The organism is Acinetobacter sp. SFD, assembly GCF_001647575.1.
In the GTDB taxonomy this organism is placed as follows: domain Bacteria; phylum Pseudomonadota; class Gammaproteobacteria; order Pseudomonadales; family Moraxellaceae; genus Acinetobacter; species Acinetobacter pecorum.
Genome location: NZ_LSZJ01000003.1, coordinates 1 through 18,000, shown reverse-complemented (window position 1 = coordinate 18,000; position 18,000 = coordinate 1). Strand labels below are relative to the sequence as shown.

15 protein-coding genes are annotated in these 18,000 nt (G+C 42.1%); 6 read left to right on the top strand and 9 right to left on the bottom strand.

Annotated features, from left to right (window positions below):
- Nucleotides 1–1,124: 1,124 nt before the first annotated feature.
- The gene (locus tag AY605_RS04395) at nt 1,125–2,288 is read right to left on the bottom strand and encodes a zinc-dependent alcohol dehydrogenase (RefSeq protein ID WP_064095256.1); all 1,164 of its coding nucleotides are present in this window, start codon (nt 2,286–2,288) and stop codon (nt 1,125–1,127) included.
- 325 nt (nt 2,289–2,613) lie between these two features.
- Entirely contained in the window at nt 2,614–4,545 is a 1,932-nt protein-coding gene (locus AY605_RS04390) for an ATP-binding cassette domain-containing protein (protein WP_064095255.1), read from the bottom strand.
- A 217-nt stretch (nt 4,546–4,762) separates the two neighbouring features.
- Here AY605_RS04390 and AY605_RS04385 point away from each other — a divergent pair, with 217 nt between their 5' ends.
- From AY605_RS04385 to erpA, 4 genes are all read left to right on the top strand, one after another.
- On the top strand, nt 4,763–5,767 hold the full coding sequence (locus AY605_RS04385) for a putative solute-binding protein (protein ID WP_064095254.1): 1,005 nt from the start codon (nt 4,763–4,765) through the stop codon (nt 5,765–5,767).
- Between the two features lie 254 nt (nt 5,768–6,021).
- Nucleotides 6,022–7,032: a putative solute-binding protein gene (locus tag AY605_RS04380; RefSeq protein WP_064095253.1), complete on the top strand. Its 1,011-nt coding sequence runs from the start codon at nt 6,022–6,024 to the stop codon at nt 7,030–7,032.
- Nucleotides 7,033–7,225: 193 nt separating this feature from the next.
- Nucleotides 7,226–8,233, top strand: coding sequence for a putative solute-binding protein (locus AY605_RS04375; RefSeq protein WP_064095279.1), 1,008 nt, complete (start codon nt 7,226–7,228; stop codon nt 8,231–8,233).
- 121 nt (nt 8,234–8,354) lie between these two features.
- Entirely contained in the window at nt 8,355–8,690 is a 336-nt protein-coding gene (erpA, locus tag AY605_RS04370; protein ID WP_004281944.1) for an iron-sulfur cluster insertion protein ErpA, read from the top strand.
- Between the two features lie 54 nt (nt 8,691–8,744).
- Here the strand turns inward: erpA and AY605_RS04365 are convergent, their stop codons facing one another.
- The 6 genes from AY605_RS04365 to AY605_RS04340 form a co-directional block, all read right to left on the bottom strand.
- Nucleotides 8,745–9,122, bottom strand: coding sequence for a hypothetical protein (locus AY605_RS04365; protein WP_171254913.1), 378 nt, complete (start codon nt 9,120–9,122; stop codon nt 8,745–8,747).
- Between the two features lie 105 nt (nt 9,123–9,227).
- Nucleotides 9,228–10,136: a matrixin family metalloprotease gene (locus AY605_RS04360; RefSeq protein WP_064095251.1), complete on the bottom strand. Its 909-nt coding sequence runs from the start codon at nt 10,134–10,136 to the stop codon at nt 9,228–9,230.
- 60 nt (nt 10,137–10,196) lie between these two features.
- Complete coding sequence (gene blaOXA / locus AY605_RS04355; protein WP_064095250.1) at nt 10,197–11,036, bottom strand: OXA-134 family carbapenem-hydrolyzing class D beta-lactamase; 840 nt, start codon at nt 11,034–11,036, stop codon at nt 10,197–10,199.
- 145 nt (nt 11,037–11,181) lie between these two features.
- Entirely contained in the window at nt 11,182–13,122 is a 1,941-nt protein-coding gene (dnaK, locus tag AY605_RS04350) for a molecular chaperone DnaK (protein WP_064095249.1), read from the bottom strand.
- Between the two features lie 119 nt (nt 13,123–13,241).
- On the bottom strand, nt 13,242–13,790 hold the full coding sequence (gene grpE / locus AY605_RS04345) for a nucleotide exchange factor GrpE (protein ID WP_064095248.1): 549 nt from the start codon (nt 13,788–13,790) through the stop codon (nt 13,242–13,244).
- A 765-nt stretch (nt 13,791–14,555) separates the two neighbouring features.
- Entirely contained in the window at nt 14,556–15,041 is a 486-nt protein-coding gene (locus AY605_RS04340; RefSeq protein ID WP_064095247.1) for a hypothetical protein, read from the bottom strand.
- A gap of 217 nt (nt 15,042–15,258) precedes the next feature.
- Between AY605_RS04340 and AY605_RS04335 the strand changes: the two genes are divergently transcribed.
- Entirely contained in the window at nt 15,259–16,329 is a 1,071-nt protein-coding gene (locus tag AY605_RS04335; protein ID WP_064095246.1) for an alpha/beta hydrolase, read from the top strand.
- Nucleotides 16,330–16,402: 73 nt separating this feature from the next.
- Here the strand turns inward: AY605_RS04335 and AY605_RS04330 are convergent, their stop codons facing one another.
- A complete protein-coding gene (locus AY605_RS04330) occupies nt 16,403–17,077 on the bottom strand; it encodes an acetoacetate decarboxylase family protein (protein ID WP_064095245.1) in 675 nt (224 codons plus the stop codon).
- 103 nt (nt 17,078–17,180) lie between these two features.
- On the opposite strand from AY605_RS04330, the gene AY605_RS04325 reads away from it, so the two are divergent.
- Nucleotides 17,181–17,753, top strand: coding sequence for a peptidylprolyl isomerase (locus tag AY605_RS04325; RefSeq protein WP_064095244.1), 573 nt, complete (start codon nt 17,181–17,183; stop codon nt 17,751–17,753).
- The last annotated feature ends 247 nt before the right edge of the window (nt 17,754–18,000 follow it).

The following is an 18,000-nucleotide window of genomic DNA, read 5'->3' as shown; positions in this document are numbered from 1 at the left end:
AATTTTTTACTCATATCCTGTGGACTAGGCAGAATAGAGTAAATATGGACAGATTTTTAGATATCGAACTGGTTCATTTTAGTTTTAAAAAGCCGGCTTGAGTGAGCCAGTTTGATTCTAGGAAAGGGGTTAGGTATAGATCCACCAGCTTGGAGGAATACAGGAAATTTGGAATGAGTATCTCATTATAAAAATGAACTGCATCAGAACTTTCAAGAGAATTTTTTGAATAATAAGGTGAGGGAGAAGGACGCTCTTTATATGATGAGGAGTATCTATGCAGTCCAAAATGCTGGGTGAACACTGTATCGGTCAAAATGGAATTAAAGGAATATAAATACAATAAGGACTGTTCAAACACTTAGTATGGAATTGGCTAAAAATAAAAAATAGCTTGTTCAAAAAAATCCAATATCCCAAAAAGAAATGAAAAATTGTTGAATATAAACTTTTAAATTTTCAATAACTTGTAAAAAATTTGGTGTAAGAAGTTAAATAATACGTGAATGGTATTGCTTTAATCGTGTAGTAAACCTGATTAAATATGTGGATAACTCTGAAGTTATCCACGATTTTTATGTGAATAAGATAGTATTTTGCAATAAGTCTTAATTCACTTCTTAATTCCTTTTTCTAAATTCAAAGTTAAACTTTATGGTCTTGTGGATAAGTGTTTTTAAATTTAAAATAGCACTTTAAATTTAAAAATGGATTTGGCGAGATATTCGTAGAGTGTCCAGACTATTTTCTATATGGGTTTTAAAATAATAAATTATTATAAATTATGTACTTGTTGGTATAGTGTAGTTTATCTAATCATTGGCGTGGAACATATTTTTTAATCAAAATTCAGGGTGTAGTTAAACTACATAGTTAATTTAATAATCAAGTGAACTTTCATTTTTATTTAAAATCATACTTTTATCGCTTTTTGCTTAATTTTTTCTTTTTTCTCTTAGGGCTTATTTTTGACTTCATTATTGAAAATCGAACATCTCTTTCGTTTCTAGAGAAAAAAGGGAGGGGATTGCTGAAGTGTGATGATGAGGAGTAGAAAAAAGAGAAGTGATAAAATAACTATAAAAATAAAAAAAGCGCCTGACGGCGCTTTCCTTTAATCATCTTTATGGCGTCAGGATGACTTTACGGCAATCTTCTTCCCGTTTATCAAAGATACGATAACCTTCTGCGGCTTCTTCCAGTTTCATGCGATGGGTAATGATCACATCAGGAGAAAGATCCCCATTTTCAATATATTCTAGTAACTGCGGCAGGTATTTATGCACATGGGTTTGTCCCATTTTAAAGGTCAAACCTTTGTCGAAGGCATCCCCGAACAGGAAGCCATGAATTGGGCCGGCATAAACTCCCGGTACACTCACCACACCACCACGACGGACTGCCGCAATACATTGTCTCAATGCAGAGCCACTCGAACCTTCTAGTTTTAGATTGGTCATTACAGTTTCCAGAACGCTACCTTTAGCTTCAAAACCAACAGCATCAATGACTGCATCAACCCCACGATAACCTGCGGTATTTTGAATAATAAACTCAGCAGCATCGACTTCATCAAAATTGACCGGAATCGCCCCATAAGTTTGATGAGCAAATCGCAAGCGATAAGGATGGTGATCGACCATGAAGATCTGTTCAGCACCGAGCATTCGCGCACAGGCAGCAGCAAGTAGACCCACTGGTCCGGCTCCATAAATGGCGACACTGGAACCTCGACCAACTTGGGCATTGGTGACTGCCTGCCAGGCAGTCGGCAGAATATCGGTCAGGAACAATACTTTTTCATCCGGCAAGGAGCCGGGTACCTTAAACGGGCCCACATTGCCTTTGGGAATTCGCACATATTCGGCTTGACCGCCTGGCACACCACCATACAGGTGGCTATATCCAAACAATGCTGCACCAGGTGGAATCTGCTTTTTATTCAGGATGGCACCACGGCCTGTATTGGTATTTTCACAGGCAGCCATGAGTTCATGTTCACAGAAAAAACAGTGTCCGCATGCAATCACAAACGGAATAATAACCCGGTCACCTTTTTTTACTGAAGTAACTTCAGGACCGACTTCTTCAACCACCCCCATAAATTCATGACCAAAAATATCCCCTTGTTCGGTTGCTGGAATTTTCCCCCGATAAAGATGCAGATCTGAGCCACAGATGGCAGTGGCCGTTACTCTAAGAATGACATCATCTGCTTCCTGAATGACTGGATCAGGAACGGATTCAACTCGTACATCGCGAGTACCGTGATAAGTAAGAGCACGCATGCGGATTTCCTCTCTAGTTCAACATTAAACAGACTTGAATTTAAGGCTGTCAAAAATTAAAAGTACTTGTATTAGAGCCTTAGGAGGTAAACTGGCGCTGTAAATTAATGTATGAAAAAAGCCACTCAATTGTTTAAAAAATAAACTTATATAAGAGTTGCGTAATTCACATACAAAATGTGTCAATTAATCAATAAAGAGGAAACTTGAAAGCACGGGGGAATAAAGTGGGTAAAAAAATATTGAAACTAGACTATTCAAATAAAAAAGAGACGAGTAACGATTGTTACCCATCTCTCAGCTAATGAATGGGATAGAAACAGCTTTAGAAGGATTGCTCCAGATTTTCCAGTTCCATCATCAGTTCCAGCATCTGTTCTTCGGCTGTTTCCAGCTTGGCTTTCAGCTCGGTTTGCTCATTCATCAATTTCAGTAAGTCATTTTTACGTGATGCTTCATATAAAGCACTGTCACCGAGTAAGGTTTCAATTTCAGCCAGACGCGGCTGAAGCTTTGCAATCTGTGCTTCGCATTTTTCAATATTTTTACGAATCGGACGACTGAGTTCCCGCTGGCGCGCAGCTTCTTTACGTTGAGCTTCTTTATCCAGTTTGGAAATGGTCGGTTTGACTTCAACCTGGGATTTCACCGGTTCGGCCGGCTTTTGCCCGTTTTTGATCATCTCGCTCCGGGCCTGGCGTAACCAGTCCGCATAAGCAGCGAGATCACCGTCAAATTCACGGCATTGACCATTATGAACCAGTAACAGTTCATCACAGACACTGGCAATCAGCTGGCGTTCATGCGAAACCAGTACCACGGCACCCTGGAAATCCTGCAAGGCCATAGTCAGTGCATGACGCATATCCAGATCTAAGTGGTTGGTTGGCTCATCCAGAATCAGTACATTGGGACGCTGCCAGACAATCAGTGCCAAGGCCAGACGTGCGCGCTCACCGCCAGAGAAGCTTTCACTTGGCGTATCCATACGTTCGCCACTAAACCCAAAACTACCCAGGAAAGAACGCAGGCTGGCTTCACTGATTTTTTTATCGGCAATACGTGCCAGCTGTAACATCGGGCTGGCATTGCCATCCAGTGCGTCCATCTGATGCTGGGCAAAATAACCGATATTGAGCAATTCTGAATCTTTACGCAGACCTTGAATCAGTTTTAAGTCACCGACCAGTGATTTGATCAGCGTGGATTTACCAGCGCCATTCATCCCGAGCAAACCGATCCGGCTGTTTGGCGTGATCTGTAAATTTACATTGGTCACAATCAGCTTGTCACCATAACCGATATCGGCATGTTCCAGTTGCAATAATGGCGAACTCATTTTGGTCGGTTCACGGAAACTGAAAGTAAATGGCGTATCGACATGTGCAGCGGACAGTTCCTGCATACGTTCCAGCTGTTTGATCCGGCTTTGGGCCTGTTTGGCTTTGGTCGCTTGTGCTTTGAACCGGTCAATATATTTTTGCAGGTGCGCGCGGGTTTCCAGCTGCTTTTCATAAGCTTGCTGCTGCTGTGCCAGACGTTCACTACGGGTGCGCTCAAAGGTCGAATAGTTACCGGTATATAAAGTCAGTTCCTGATTTTCGATATGTAAAATATGGTCGGTAATCGCATCGAGGAAATCCCGGTCATGCGAAATCAGTACCAGCGTACCTTCATAGGCTTTCAGCCAGTCTTCGAGCCAGAGAATCGCATCCAGGTCCAGATGGTTGGTCGGTTCATCAAGAAGCAGTAAGTCTGACCGGCTCATCAGGGTACGCGCCAGATTCAGGCGCATACGCCAGCCACCGGAAAAACTTGAAACATCCAGTTGTGATTGGTGTTCAAAGAAGCCCAGACCAGCCATCAGCTGCGAGGCTTTGGCAGGAGCCGAATAACCTGAAATTTCATCAAAACGGCCATATAAATGGGCCAGTTCTGCATCATCCAGTTGATCCGGCTGATCGAGTTTCTGCTGAATCTCCCAGTATTCTTCATCGCCCGACAACACGAAATCAATGGCTTTCATATCCAGGGCTTTAATTTCCTGAGCCATATGCGCCACGGTCCATACCGCAGGTCGGGTCAGTGAACCACTGTCCGATTCCATACCACCGAGCAAGGCTGCAAACAGGGTCGATTTCCCCGCACCATTGACACCGGTTAGGCCAATTTTCCATCCTGGGTGTAACTGCATCGACGCTTTTTGAAATAAAACACGTCCACCGCGACGTATAGATAACTGGTCTAACTGAATCATTGAGAAATCAAGGCTAAGCAATAAGATGTGCCTATTCTAAAGGAAAGCCCCAGAAAAATGAAAAATCTTGCAGTTTTTACTGAAATGAAAAGTTTTTTGACCTCTGTTCCCTACTAGGAGGTAAACGCTCAAGTTGAGTAAAAGCTCTATTTTTACTGTGAGTAGTCGTTTATAGTTCATATGGTTAGAACAATAAGTACGATAGAGTCAAATAAAAATGAAAAAGGGATATTTAATTTTGTCTGCGCTGGGTCTGTTTGTGTCGACTTCGAGTCAAGCCAGTGTGAATGTCTGTGTTTTCGATTTGCTGGGAAAATCGGGTGAGTCCTATAAGTTACTGGAGGAATGGGCACTGGCAGCAAAAAGCTGGGGAGTACAGGTAAAGTTGAGCGCCTATCAGGATGAAGCCAAGGTAGATCAGGATGTCAAAGCTGGAAAGTGTGATGCTTTTTATATGACCTCCATGCGCTCCCGGGCCTATAACAAATTTGCCGGATCAATTGATGCGATTGGTGGCGTGCCGAATAATGACATTGCCATGAAAGCTATCAGTTATGTACTGGATAAACGCAACAGCAAACGCCTGATGACCCAAATTGGCAAGGAAAAATTTGAAGTCGCAGGCATCGGCCAGATTGGTCCGGCTTATATTTTTGTTCGTGATCGCGGACTGAATAAACTGGAACAGGTCAAAGGCAAGAAATTTGCCGTATTGCATTATGACTATGCACAAAAGATCATGGTGAACCGGATTGAAGCGGTACCGGTAATGTCGGAAATTTCCAATTTTATCCGTAAGTTCAATCAGGGGGAAGTCGATATTGTGGCTGCACCGGCCTATGCTTTTAAACCGCTGGAGCTGGAAAAAGGCCTGGGCTCTAGAGGTGCCATGATCAATTTTCCGGTAGTGAATGTCACTGCAGACCTGATTATTCGACCAGATAAGTTCCCGGCAAGCTTTGCGGCGCAATCCCGAAGCTGGTTTGTCAGACAGTTACCACGCAGCTTTGCCATGGTCAAGCGCATGGAAGCTGAAATTCCAAGCAAATATATTCTGAATCTCAGCCGTGAAGACCGTGTGGCTTATCAAAAGATTTTGCGTGAGGGCCGAATCGATTTAACCAAGCAGGGGATTTATGATTCAGGCATGATGACTGTGTTGAAGCGTGCGCGTTGTACGGTAGAAAGAACCAATTTTGAGTGTTCAATTAGTGGTGAATAAAACTGTAATCATGTATATCTTTGTAACTATGATGAGCTAAATGTAATTATAAGCAAGCAGTATTTAAAACTAACTTATTGATAATTAATAATATATTTAAAATTGGTGTGAGCGGTTTAAATGAATTTATCTTTAGAGGCCAAAATGCGGCTTTTGAATGGAGTAAATGCTCTATTTTTTTTAATTAAACTTGCTTAATATTTGTTCCGTGTACGGACACTCAGCAAATAACAAGATTTCAAAGGATCACTACAATGAAAAAAACACTCTTATCATTGGCTGCATTTTCTGCATTTGGTTTTGCAAGTGTGGCACATGCAGAAAAAGTCGATATCTGTGTGTTTGACTTACTGGGTAAATCCGGTGAGTCTTTCCAGATGGCGCAAGAATGGGCACTGGCTGCAAAAGGCTGGGGCGCAGACATCAATCTGATTGCGCGTCAGGATGAAGCGGTTGCTGACAATGACTTTAAGGCAGGCAAATGTGATGGCGTATTTATGACTGCCATGCGTGCCCGTCAATATAACAAGTTTGCCGGTTCCATCGATGCCTTGGGTGGTGCACCGAATAATGCCATCGCCCAGCGTGCCATCAGTTTTGCCTTGGATAAACGTAATGCAGGCAAAATGGTGACCAATATGGGCGGCAAAAAATATGAAATCGCCGGTATTTCTCCGCTGGGTTCGGCATTTATTTTTGTTCGTGATAAAAATATCAATTCGATTGAAAAAGCCGCAGGTAAAAAATTCGCAGTACTTGGCTACGACGATGCCCAGAAAATCATGGTACAGCGTGTCGGTGCGCAGGCAGTAATTTCCGATGTTTCCAACTTTGTGGCCAAATTTAATAATGGTCAGGTAGATATGGTCGGTGCACCTGCCTATGCTTATAAGCCGCTGGAAATCTACAAGGGCCTGGGTAATAACGGCGCGATGTTTAATTTCCCGGTGCTGCATGTGACTTCTGATTTTGTGATCCGTCCGGAAAAATTCCCGGCAGGTTTTGGGCAAAAATCGCGTGACTGGTTTATCAAAAACCTGCCAAAGAGCATGGGAATGATCAGCCGTCTGGAAGCAGGTATTCCGTCAAAGTATAAAATGAATCTGAGTGCTGAAGATAAAACCAAGTATCAGAAAATGTTACGTGATGGCCGGATGGATATGACCAAACGCGGAATCTATGATGCCAGCATGATGTCGGTATTAAAACGTGCGCGCTGTTCTGTCGATAAAGCCAACTTTGAATGTTCACTTTCTGGCGAATAATTTGATTTTTAAAGAAAAAAGCTTAGAGTCATCTAAGCTTTTTTTATGGATGCCTCGGTCAGATCTGCCATTGTGCAGCGAATAAAATAGCTTAAGCTTGATCTAAATATTAAATTCACATGTTTTATATAAAAAACAGTCACATGTGACTAAAACTGCAATAACAAAAACAAGCAATAAGGAAATGAGGATGATGCATAGAGGATGGAAAGCACTGGCATTGGCTACGGCGACACTGGCTGTTTCAGGTCTGGCCCAAGCTAAACAGGTGATTTGCGTATTTGATCTGGTCGGTAAAAACGGTGATGTCTATAGTGTGATGAAAGACTATCAGTTGGCGGCCAAAAACTGGGGAGCAGATGTCGAACTGCGAGTAAATACCAATGAAGCCGTGGTTGCAGAAGATTTTAAAGCTGGAAAATGTGACGGGATTAGTGTGACCGGTATGCGTGGCCGACAATTTAACAAGTTTACCGGTTCTCTGGATGCAATTGGGGCTATCACCGATCTGAATCTAGCGGTTAAAGTCATGCAGGGCCTGGCCAGTCCCACCTTCGCCAAACAAATGCTGCAAGGTAAATATGAAATTGTCGGCGTGATTCCGGTGGGGGACGCTTATCTGCTGGTGAATGACCGCAGTATCAATACTGTTGCCAAAGCAGCCGGCAAGAAAATTGCGGTACTGAGCCATGACGAAGCACAAAAAATCATGGTACAGCAGGTCGGTGCACAAGCGGTGAGTGCCGAAATCAGCAATTTTGCCAGTATGTTTAACAATGGTCAGGTGGATATTATCGGTGCACCAGCTGCAGCATTTAAGCCTTTAGAATTACATAAGGGGTTAGGTAGTAAGGGTGCGATTGTGAATTATCCGGTGTTGCAGGTTACCGGTAATATTATTATCCGTCCCGATAAATTCCCGGCCGGATACGGACAAAAATCACGTGAGTGGGTCAAGAGCCAGTTACCGCGTGCCTTTGGCATTTTGGGTAAAATGAAATCAGATATTCCATCAAAATACTGGATGGATATTCCTGCGGCAGATAAACCGGGTTATCAAAAAATGATGCGGGATTCCCGAATTGACCTGACCAAACGCGGCGTTTATGACAAACGTATGATGAAACTGCTGTGGCAATTCCGTTGCAAACAGAATCCGACAAATTTTGAATGTGCCTTACAGGATGAGAACTACAAATAATCCTGATAAAATTACTCTGATTTGACTTTTAATCTGTAGAGACTGACCATATATTGAGTGTGTTATACTTAAATATGGTCTTTTCTTTCTAAAGACATTCCATTCAACAGAGGAATCCGCCATGAATGCCCAAGCGCTTGTGCTCACCGACAATGCCGCAAATAAAGTACGCCAGTTGCGTGACAGTGAAGGTAACCAAGACTTAATGCTCCGTGTTTATGTCACCGGTGGCGGCTGTTCAGGTTTCTCTTATGGCTTTAACTTTGCAGAAAGCCAGAATGAAGATGATGCAGAATTTGCCAACGGTGATGTTAAAGTCCTGGTCGATTCATTGAGTTATCAATATCTGGTCGGTTCAGTTGTGGATTATTTAGAAGGTCTGGAAGGTTCACGTTTCGTGGTACAAAACCCGAATGCCACTACCACCTGTGGTTGTGGATCTTCATTCTCGATCTAAATCCAGATATAAAAAAGTCCTCTTAATGAGGACTTTTTTATATCTGGATAAAGTTTAGCTATCCAGTTTAACCGCTTCAAGCAGGTCAAAGATTACGGTAGTAACATCCTGACTCAACTCGCGGTTATTAAAAATTTCATAGGCGCTAATAGTAATGTCGGTATCGCTTGGCAACAGACGCTGTTCTTCTTCAATCAGGTCATTGATCGGTAATAAAGTCTGTTTGATTGCCAGATGCAGAATATCTTTGTATTCCAGATTTTCATCGTCGAGTTCAATCAGTTGTTCATTGAAATAAGGCAATAAAATCGAATGAAGATAGGGTTGGATGTCCTCGATATCAAAGATTTCGATATCACGGGTTTCATCAATCGTACTAATGTGGTCATTTACTTCAATTAAAATATGGTAGTAACTCACACGAATCTCCAAAGATGGCCTGAACAATGTAGCCGTTCACAATAACATGAAATCAGAATGGAGTCTTTTTTATAATACTTATACACTTAAATTAATTAGGGGATTCAGACTGATTAACTAACGGTTATATAGCAGGGTTTTATCTGCAGGGCGTAGCTGGAAGTGTTGCAGATTCTGTTTACCCAGTACAGGATACATCAGCGCTTCCGGGTCATTATGATGATACAGACCCAAGGCATGTCCAAGTTCATGGGCTAAGGTCAGACGCAAATCATCTTCTGCATCAAACTGATAAACCTGAATTTGATCACCCATAAAAACACCCTTATGAAATTCGCGGGCAGGAAAACGCTGTTGAGCCTGAATGATATTCTGCTGATGGTTCTGGAGGCCATGCTGATGCATGGAAACATTCATATTAAAGGAACTTTGCTGTTCCTGCAGGTACTGAAACTCCCGTTGAAAAGTTGCCGATTTGCGCTGTAAAGCCAAGACTTCATATTCAATCTGTTCGCGTTCATATGCGGATAAATCTGGCTGCTGACGGCGTTGCTGTAAGGCTTGAAATTCACTATTGATCTGGTTTTTTTGCTGAATGAGGCGTTGCTGCTGACTTTCCAGATGTTGATGGGAGGCTTGCAGATTTTTGACCTGCCGCTGATACCTGGCGTCATCTGCCAGTAACTGTTTTTCAATTTTCTTTAAGGCATTGTAGTCTTGCTGGCGTTGATCATAGATCAGGCGAATACTTAGTCTGGCATTTTCATCATATACCAGCAGATCATCACGATTTGTACCCTGATGCCAGATCTCGACTGCTTCCTTGCTCAGCTGAATGACCTGATCTTTACTCATTCCAAAGCCTGAATCGACCTGATCAATGCGAAAACGTAAGCGGGTGTCGAAAGGATGCGTCAAGCGATCAGCCAGTGAGTTATAGCGCAGTTGTGGATGGGTTTTGGTCTGCATATGTAGATAGGCAGACACGATCAATCCCATAATGAACAGGCAGAGCAAGAGACGCATATTTTTATTTAAATGTTTATTTTTTAAAAATATAGCCTAATTTTAATACTTTTCCCATGCTTATTTGCTTTGCTGCTCCGCTTTTGGGTAAAGCCCTAATTCGCCCAGAGCCTGCTGTAGAATTTCAAGGCGAATGGCTGGATTCATATTGGTTTGCATTTGCATATTCAGGGAAAATGCCACGATTTCCCCCTGAGGGATTTCGACCCACCCGGTGAGCCAGCCAACTTGCGGTTCTACATCCATGCCCCAACCGGATTTGGCATACAGGCGATAAGCTTGCCGTTCCTGTAAAAGTAACATGGCTTTAACTTGCTGCTGGACTTGAGGATCAAAGGGGAGCTCTCCTCGAGCAAGAGCAGAGACAAATTCGACTTCCTGTTTCGGGCTAATTTTTAGAGGCCCGATCAGCCAGAAGTTATCGACCTGCTGCCCAATCTGCTGATTGCCGAACCGGATGCGTTGCACTTCCTGCTGCATCAATTCCAGACCGATACGACGTGCCAGTTCCTGGTAGACCGGTACCGCAGAAGCTTGCATGGCCTCGCCGAGCGTCATATCTTTTTCCCAGGCGGCAAAACTGCGTTTCTTGCCATCCCATTTAAAGATTTCATTGGCTGTGGCTTTGCCATGTTGCAAGCCAATCAGGGCATTCACTATTTTAAAGGTTGAAGCAGGAACATATTCGGTATCTGCTCGGCTCAAATCATTGCCATAGACCTGTAACTGTTGACCACGCTGAATCACTAGAACGCCAGAGCTTTGTGCTTGATCAAATAAGCTGGCGATGGCTTGGGTGGATTGAGTCAAAGTGCTTTGAGATGGGGAAGATGAAACGGGCAGGCTACATGCTGTCAGGCCCAAGCAACTCAGTAAAAGCAGCAAAATCAGAATTTTCATGGGTTCAAGGTATTTTAATGATTGATTTAACTTAAACAGCTTTTCCTGAAAATACGATCAAATTTTAGTAATTTTTATTTTATTCCCTCAATTCGAGACATAAAAAACCGCGCTTTCGCGCGGTTTTTTCAGTTAAAGCGACAAATTATTTTTTGTCATCTTTCACTTCAGTGAACTCAGCATCTACAACGCCGTCATCCGCTTTTTGAGCTTGGCCTTCGCCACCTTGGAATGCATTCGGGTCGAAACCTTGTGCACCGCCTTGGCCTTGTGCTGCTTCATATGCACGTTGTGTGATCGGCATGATGATGTTTTGCAATGCTTCAGTTTTAGACTTAATCACTTCAGCGTCATTTTCTTTAGTTGAAGCTTCAAGTTCAGAAACCGCAGTTTCAACCGCAGTTTTCTCGTCCGCAGTCACTTGTTCACCAAGATCTTTCACTGCTTTTTGAGCAGAAGCAATTAATGCATCAGCTTCGTTACGTGCTTTTGCAAGCTCTTCAAACTTACGGTCTTCTTCAGCATTCGCTTCAGCATCTTTGATCATCGCTTCAATTTCAGCATCACTCAAACCGGAGTTTGCTTTAATTTGAATAGATTGCTCTTTACCTGTGCTCTTATCTTTCGCAGATACTTTCAAGATACCATCAGCATTGATGTCGAACGATACTTCAATTTGTGGCACACCACGTGGAGCCGGTGGAATATCGCCTAATTGGAAGTTACCCAACAATTTGTTTTGTTGAGCCATTTTACGTTCACCTTGGTAAACCGAAATGTCTACTGCAGGCTGGTTGTCAGCAGCTGTAGAGAACACTTGTGATTTTTTCGCCGGAATTGTAGTGTTTTTCTCGATAATTGGAGTTAACACACCACCCATTGTTTCAATACCAAGAGTCAATGGAGTTACGTCAAGAAGAAGTACGTCAGTTTTATCACCAGACAATACTGCACCTTGAATTGCTGCACCAATCGCTACTGCTTCGTCAGGGTTTACGTCTTTACGTGGCTCTTTACCAAAGAATTCCTGAACTTTTTGTTGTACCAGTGGCATACGTGATTGACCACCGACCAAAATCACATCAGAAATATCAGAAGTCGAAAGACCTGCATCTTTAAGTGCAGTCTTACATGGTTCAATCGTACGTGCTACCAGATCAGCCACCAAACCTTCAAGTTTTGCACGGGTAACGTTAATCACCAAATGTTTAGGACCAGTTGCATCCGCGGTAATGTATGGAAGGTTGATTTCAGTTGCATTAGAAGATGAAAGTTCGATCTTCGCTTTCTCAGCAGCTTCTTTCAAACGTTGTAACGCTAAAGGATCTTGCTTCAAGTTGAAGTTCTGTTCTTTCTTGAACTCTTCAACCAGGTACTCGATTAACGCGTTATCGAAGTCTTCACCACCCAGGAATGTATCACCGTTGGTAGATAACACTTCAATTTGCTGGTCGCCATCAAGGTCTGCAATTTCAATGATTGATACGTCAAAAGTACCACCACCCAAGTCGTAAACTGCGATTTTACGATCGCCTTCTTTCTTGTCCATACCGAACGCAAGTGCCGCAGCAGTTGGTTCGTTGATGATACGTTTAACTTCTAGACCAGCAATTCGGCCTGCATCTTTGGTAGCCTGACGCTGTGCATCGTTGAAGTAAGCAGGGACAGTAATGACTGCTTCAGTCACTGTCTCGCCCAGGTAATCTTCAGCAGTTTTCTTCATCTTTTTCAAGATTTCAGCAGAAACCTGTTGTGGCGCAAGTTTTTTGTCGTTGACCTCAACCCAGGCATCACCATTATCCGCTTTGATGATCTTATAAGGTACCAGACCGATATCTTTTTGTACCGCTTGGTCTTCATAACGACGACCGATCAAACGTTTGATCGCGAATAGTGTATTTTTCGGATTAGTTACTGCCTGACGCTTTGCAGATTGACCCACAAGAATCTCGCCATCTTTATAGGCAATAATAGATGGCGTAGTACGTGTGCCTTCAGCATTTTCGATTACTTTAACTTTGTCGCCTTCAAGTACTGCAACACATGAGTTGGTAGTACCTAAGTCAATACCAATAATTTTAGCCATTTGGATGTTTCCTCAAAAATTTTCTTGTGATTTCCACTTGTTATCTGATATGAGAGTCATTCATTTTTTTTCAAGTAACATTTTTGAAAAAAATGTACAAACTCCCTAATTTATTCAGCTTAAGCGCCAACCATCACCATTGCGGGACGCAATAAGCGACTGTTTAACGTATAGCCTTTCTGCAAAACACTACCAATTTCATTGGCCTTAGCATTTGCATCAATGCCTACAGCCTGATGAAGCTCAGCATTAAATCCGCTACTGGTATCTACAACCACAACACCAAATTTTTCCAGTGTAGTGAGTAATGATTTCAAGGTAAGTTTGACGCCCTCAAGCAAAGGAGATTCTTCTTCATTCGCAGCATTAATTGCGCGCTCAAGATTATCAACCGTATCCAAAAGCTCTTTGGCGAATTTTTCTAATACTGTATCTTTATGTTTTTCAGATTCACGCTGAATACGTTCCACGCTTTTCTGTGCTTCATAGACTGCATTGGCCGTACGTGCTTTCTCTAGCTTTAAGTCGCCTTCAAGCTGCGCAATCTGTTCTTGTAAAGACTCAACAGAAACTTCTGCCTGCTCGGATTCAGCTTGAGTTTGCGCTATATCTTTTTCCGCTTGCTCTTGCTCAAATTCTTGAGCTTGCTCATTTTGCTCAGTCGCCATTGATTTACTCCGTTTGAATGGGTTCTTAAACATGTACAGTCTACAGTCCTTGGCCCTTAGTGTTCATCGTATTAAGATGGAACTGCCAAGGTTGAAATAGTCAATTACCTTAAGAAATCGGGGCGGGGTATAAAAATTCAAGCATAAGCCCAGATAAATTTTATGATTTATGCAAAATCCCGAATACAGAAGGGAGAAGATTTTATAATTGTGAAAAAAATACAGCGGAAAAATCTTAAAAAGATAGCTAGTCTGTATGTGTCTAAGTCCAGTATCCTGATGTAAATATGTTGTATTTATTAGAATATAAAAAAGAAAAATCCACTAAATATTAAAATGAAAATAATAATAATCGTATTTTTAAATTAAAATGGCAGTCTTGATTTATTTTAAGTCACTATAAAAAAGTAACCTTGCACTTTTGCTTATCCTAGTGGCCTTAATTAGAAAAATGCACTAAACCAGCCTCATAATCTCCTGTTTTTAACTTACTTTTCTCGGCTACACCTCTCCCAAAAACTCAGCTTTTTTAGCTGCTTATTTATTAGACACAAAAGCGATTAATATTTAACTAATAAAGTATTACACAAAAAATAAGCAACTCGGTATGATTCATTTTAGATTCTATCGCTGTAGTTTCTTCTTATTTTGAATGTGTTTTCGTGGCTTATCCTATTCTCTAGATAAGCCTTTTTTTTGCCTGATATTTTCTCGCATTCAAATAAAAAGCCCGATCCGGGCTTTTAGTGAATACAATAACAGATCTTAATCACGACGATCGCGTGAACGTTGCTCCTGATGGCGTCGGTTATCATTCCAGCGTGGATTGGAACGATTTTGCTGGACTTTTTTCGTGCGCTGATCTGTGGCACGTTTACGATCCAGCTCCTGACGACGCTTATTACGATCTGCTTCTACCTGTTTTTGCCGTTGCGTCATCAGATTTTTACGCTGCTGTTCCTGGCGTTGCCGTTCTAGCTGGTTTTTACGTCGATCCTGATCTAACTGTCTTTTGCGATCCTGTTCCCAATTACGACGCTGTAATTCCTGTTTACGTCGATCCTGTTCAATATGTTTGCGCTGCTGTTCATATTCCCAGCGTTGCCGGTCATAGCGACGATCCTGTTCATAACGACGGTCATAACGCTGATCATAGCGACCGTCATAATAGCCGCCATCTTCAGGAAATGCGACGCAGCCTACAGCTAAAAATGCAGTCGCCAAAGACAAAGCTATAATTTTAATAGCCATAGGCATTCTCCCGATTTTTAATAAAAAATATACTTAACCATGCAAAATTACGTCAAAAATAACCTTTAACCGGTCAATGACATCTTCTATAAATGAGGATAACGTATCGGGTAAAAGCTATCTGTACATAGATATTAAGACTTCTATAAGAAAACGGTCACTGAAACGCTAATCGTGTAGAAACTATGAAGAATTAAGAGAATAAGGACTAAAAGTAATGACAGTGAATCATCCGGTTCTGCAACGTTTGATGGAAAAAGGACAGGGAACTGCAGCCCGTATGCTGGATCGCTTACCCGGTATGGCCCAGGAGGCAGTAGTGAAGGCTTTGGATTATCCTCATGTCTATCCTGATTTAGACCCTTTGGTAAAATGCCTGATGGCCATCCAGATCAAACAGGGGCACAGCAGTTTTATCAGTAAAGATGTTGTACATTCACGTGCCCTGTTTGACGCACGCATGAAAGCCATCCGGGCCAGACCGACCGCGGTCAAATTTGTCGAAGAGCTCCGCCTTCCTCTACAGAGTGGCAGTATTTTTGCACGACATTATCATCCTGCACCGCAAAAGAAGTTACCGATGGTAATTTTTTATCATGGCGGTGCCTTTATGGTCGGCGGTCTGGATACTCACGATGAATTTTGTCGCTTGCTGGCAGTGCATGCCAAAGTTCAGGTATTAAGTGTAGCCTATCCGCTGACGCCAGAATTTAGCCCCTTGCAGATGGTACAGGTGTGTGAAGATGCCTTGGCGTGGGTACATCAGCATAGCAAGCAACTGAAAGTCTATAAAAACCGTATTGCCGTGGCAGGGGATAGTGCCGGCGGAAATCTGGCAGCTGTGGTAGCGCAGCGCAGCGCAGGAAAATCTTATGCCGCACGGGCACAACTTCTGCTTTATCCTGCGGTTGACTTCAAAAGTCGCCATCCATCTTTTTATGCCTATAAAGATGGACTGGTACTTTCAGAGCAGGATATTGATCTGGTGACCTTCATGTATGCCCAAACCCATCAGATTGAACTGGATGACCCACTGATTTCGCCGACCTATGGCGAGCTGAAAAACTTGCCGCCAAGTTATGTGATTACAGCACGTCATGATGTCCTGCATGATGAGGGTTCAATCTATGCACACAAGTTGCGTCAGAATGGTGTAGCTGTTCATTATGATGAATATACCGATCAGGCCCATGGTTTTATCAATCTGACGCCGATTTCCCGTCGTGCCAAAAAATATGTGATTGAGATCAGTAAGAACTTCCGCAAATTTTGGGACAAAAACAGTTAAGCCGAAAGCATGAAGAAAAAGGTGTTTCTTATGAAACACCTTTTTTATATTTATAGCTAAATTTAAATGCAGGTTATGGCTTGTTACTGATCTGTGCTTCAGGAAAGATCAGATTAAATTGGGGGACATAAAAGCTTTGCAGCAATTTGGCTTTGGAAAAATCTGGAAATATATCCTCAGCATCTTGCCACTCTACTTGTGAAAGTGTGGAGAGGTGTCCACGAAACTGGGGACTAAACTGAAAACGTTGACCTTTCCAGGCCTGCTGAATCTTGAGCATAGATGCTGGAATATGGTGACTATTAATATAAAATTGACGTGCAGATTTGGTTTTCTTCAACCGAATCGTCATCTGCTGGTTCTGATGCTGAATCTGACACAGAATTTCCTGATCCTTTTCTTGCCATTTAAATTGTGCATATTGTTTGGGAATGCCCCATAAATGCTGACCATGTATGACAGATTCATGGGTAGACACATAAATTTTAGGAATCGAGCTGAGACGCCGTTTACTAATTAAAGGATGATCCAGAATTAGTAACTCATCATAGGGACCAATCGGTGAAGTTTGATAGCGTACCAGCATCACTTGAACCATACGACCCAGCGGAGAGGGCGCGATCCGGAACTGTTTTGCTTGTTCAATGAAGCTGGGGGTCAGCCAATAGTTCAGAATAAAACCTTCACCCTGCAAGCGCCAAGGTGGAAACTGATGGATATTTTGCTCCTGTAATAATGCATGTTTCATTCTTATTCTCTTGTCTTTAGTCGGCAGGTCACTGCAATATAAATCATAAAAGATTAATATATAGTCATTCACAACCATTACTTCTAAGTAGATGAGTTAATAAATGTTAAAGAAATCATTATGTGTGATCGCGCTTGCCGCGACCAGTCTGCCAAGCTTTGCTGCAAATACGATTATTGAGATGAATACTTCAATGGGAAATATTGAAATTGAACTCTTTAATGATAAAGCCCCCATCTCGGCAAAAAATTTTGAAAATTATGTAAAGAGCAACTTTTATAAGGACACCATTTTTCACCGGGTCATTCCTGGCTTTATGGTTCAGGGTGGTGGCTTTGATGTGAACATGCAGGAAAAAGCCAATACCAAAGCACCGATTAAAAACGAATCGTCAAATGGTCTGCATAACAAGCGTGGCACTTTAGCCATGGCACGTACCAATCAGCCGGATTCTGCCCGCGCACAATTCTTTGTAAACCTGGTCGATAATGATTTTCTGGATCGTTCTGCTAGAAATGCCGGCTATGCGGTATTTGGTAAGGTCACTAAAGGTATGGATATCGTCGATCAGATTGCTAAAGTACCCACTAGAAACTATGGAATGCATCAAAATGTGCCAGTAAACCCTGTAAAAATCACCAGTGTGACGATTAAAGCACCAGTTGTGAAAAACTAGGCATAGAATAAAACAGAAATATTTAATTTATATTTCTGTTTTAAAAATATGTACTTATGTAATTATTTGCATAAAATTGAACCAATTTGGTGCATAAAAATAAAACACTCGTGATTCTTGTGCGTTAAAAGCGCTTGCACGTGTAAGAAATTGCCCTATAATGAGCACATACCGACGAGATAGACGGAAACGAACGAAGCAGATTGCTGAGTTGTTAAGTATATCGAAGTCCAGCTTCTGGCACTGA

What these genes read in the sequence shown, in the direction of transcription:
- erpA (WP_004281944.1), top strand. Translation starts at nt 8,355, where the DNA reads ATGAATGCCCAAGCGCTTGTGCTCACCGACAATGCCGCAAATAAAGTA.
- AY605_RS04325 (WP_064095244.1), top strand. Translation starts at nt 17,181, where the DNA reads ATGTTAAAGAAATCATTATGTGTGATCGCGCTTGCCGCGACCAGTCTG.
- AY605_RS04340 (WP_064095247.1), bottom strand. Translation starts at nt 15,041, where the DNA reads ATGGCTATTAAAATTATAGCTTTGTCTTTGGCGACTGCATTTTTAGCT.
- dnaK (WP_064095249.1), bottom strand. Translation starts at nt 13,122, where the DNA reads ATGGCTAAAATTATTGGTATTGACTTAGGTACTACCAACTCATGTGTT.
- AY605_RS04335 (WP_064095246.1), top strand. Translation starts at nt 15,259, where the DNA reads ATGACAGTGAATCATCCGGTTCTGCAACGTTTGATGGAAAAAGGACAG.
- grpE (WP_064095248.1), bottom strand. Translation starts at nt 13,790, where the DNA reads ATGGCGACTGAGCAAAATGAGCAAGCTCAAGAATTTGAGCAAGAGCAA.
- AY605_RS04360 (WP_064095251.1), bottom strand. Translation starts at nt 10,136, where the DNA reads ATGCGTCTCTTGCTCTGCCTGTTCATTATGGGATTGATCGTGTCTGCC.
- AY605_RS04385 (WP_064095254.1), top strand. Translation starts at nt 4,763, where the DNA reads ATGAAAAAGGGATATTTAATTTTGTCTGCGCTGGGTCTGTTTGTGTCG.
- AY605_RS04380 (WP_064095253.1), top strand. Translation starts at nt 6,022, where the DNA reads ATGAAAAAAACACTCTTATCATTGGCTGCATTTTCTGCATTTGGTTTT.
- AY605_RS04375 (WP_064095279.1), top strand. Translation starts at nt 7,226, where the DNA reads ATGCATAGAGGATGGAAAGCACTGGCATTGGCTACGGCGACACTGGCT.
- AY605_RS04395 (WP_064095256.1), bottom strand. Translation starts at nt 2,288, where the DNA reads ATGCGTGCTCTTACTTATCACGGTACTCGCGATGTACGAGTTGAATCC.
- AY605_RS04330 (WP_064095245.1), bottom strand. Translation starts at nt 17,077, where the DNA reads ATGAAACATGCATTATTACAGGAGCAAAATATCCATCAGTTTCCACCT.
- blaOXA (WP_064095250.1), bottom strand. Translation starts at nt 11,036, where the DNA reads ATGAAAATTCTGATTTTGCTGCTTTTACTGAGTTGCTTGGGCCTGACA.
- AY605_RS04390 (WP_064095255.1), bottom strand. Translation starts at nt 4,545, where the DNA reads ATGATTCAGTTAGACCAGTTATCTATACGTCGCGGTGGACGTGTTTTA.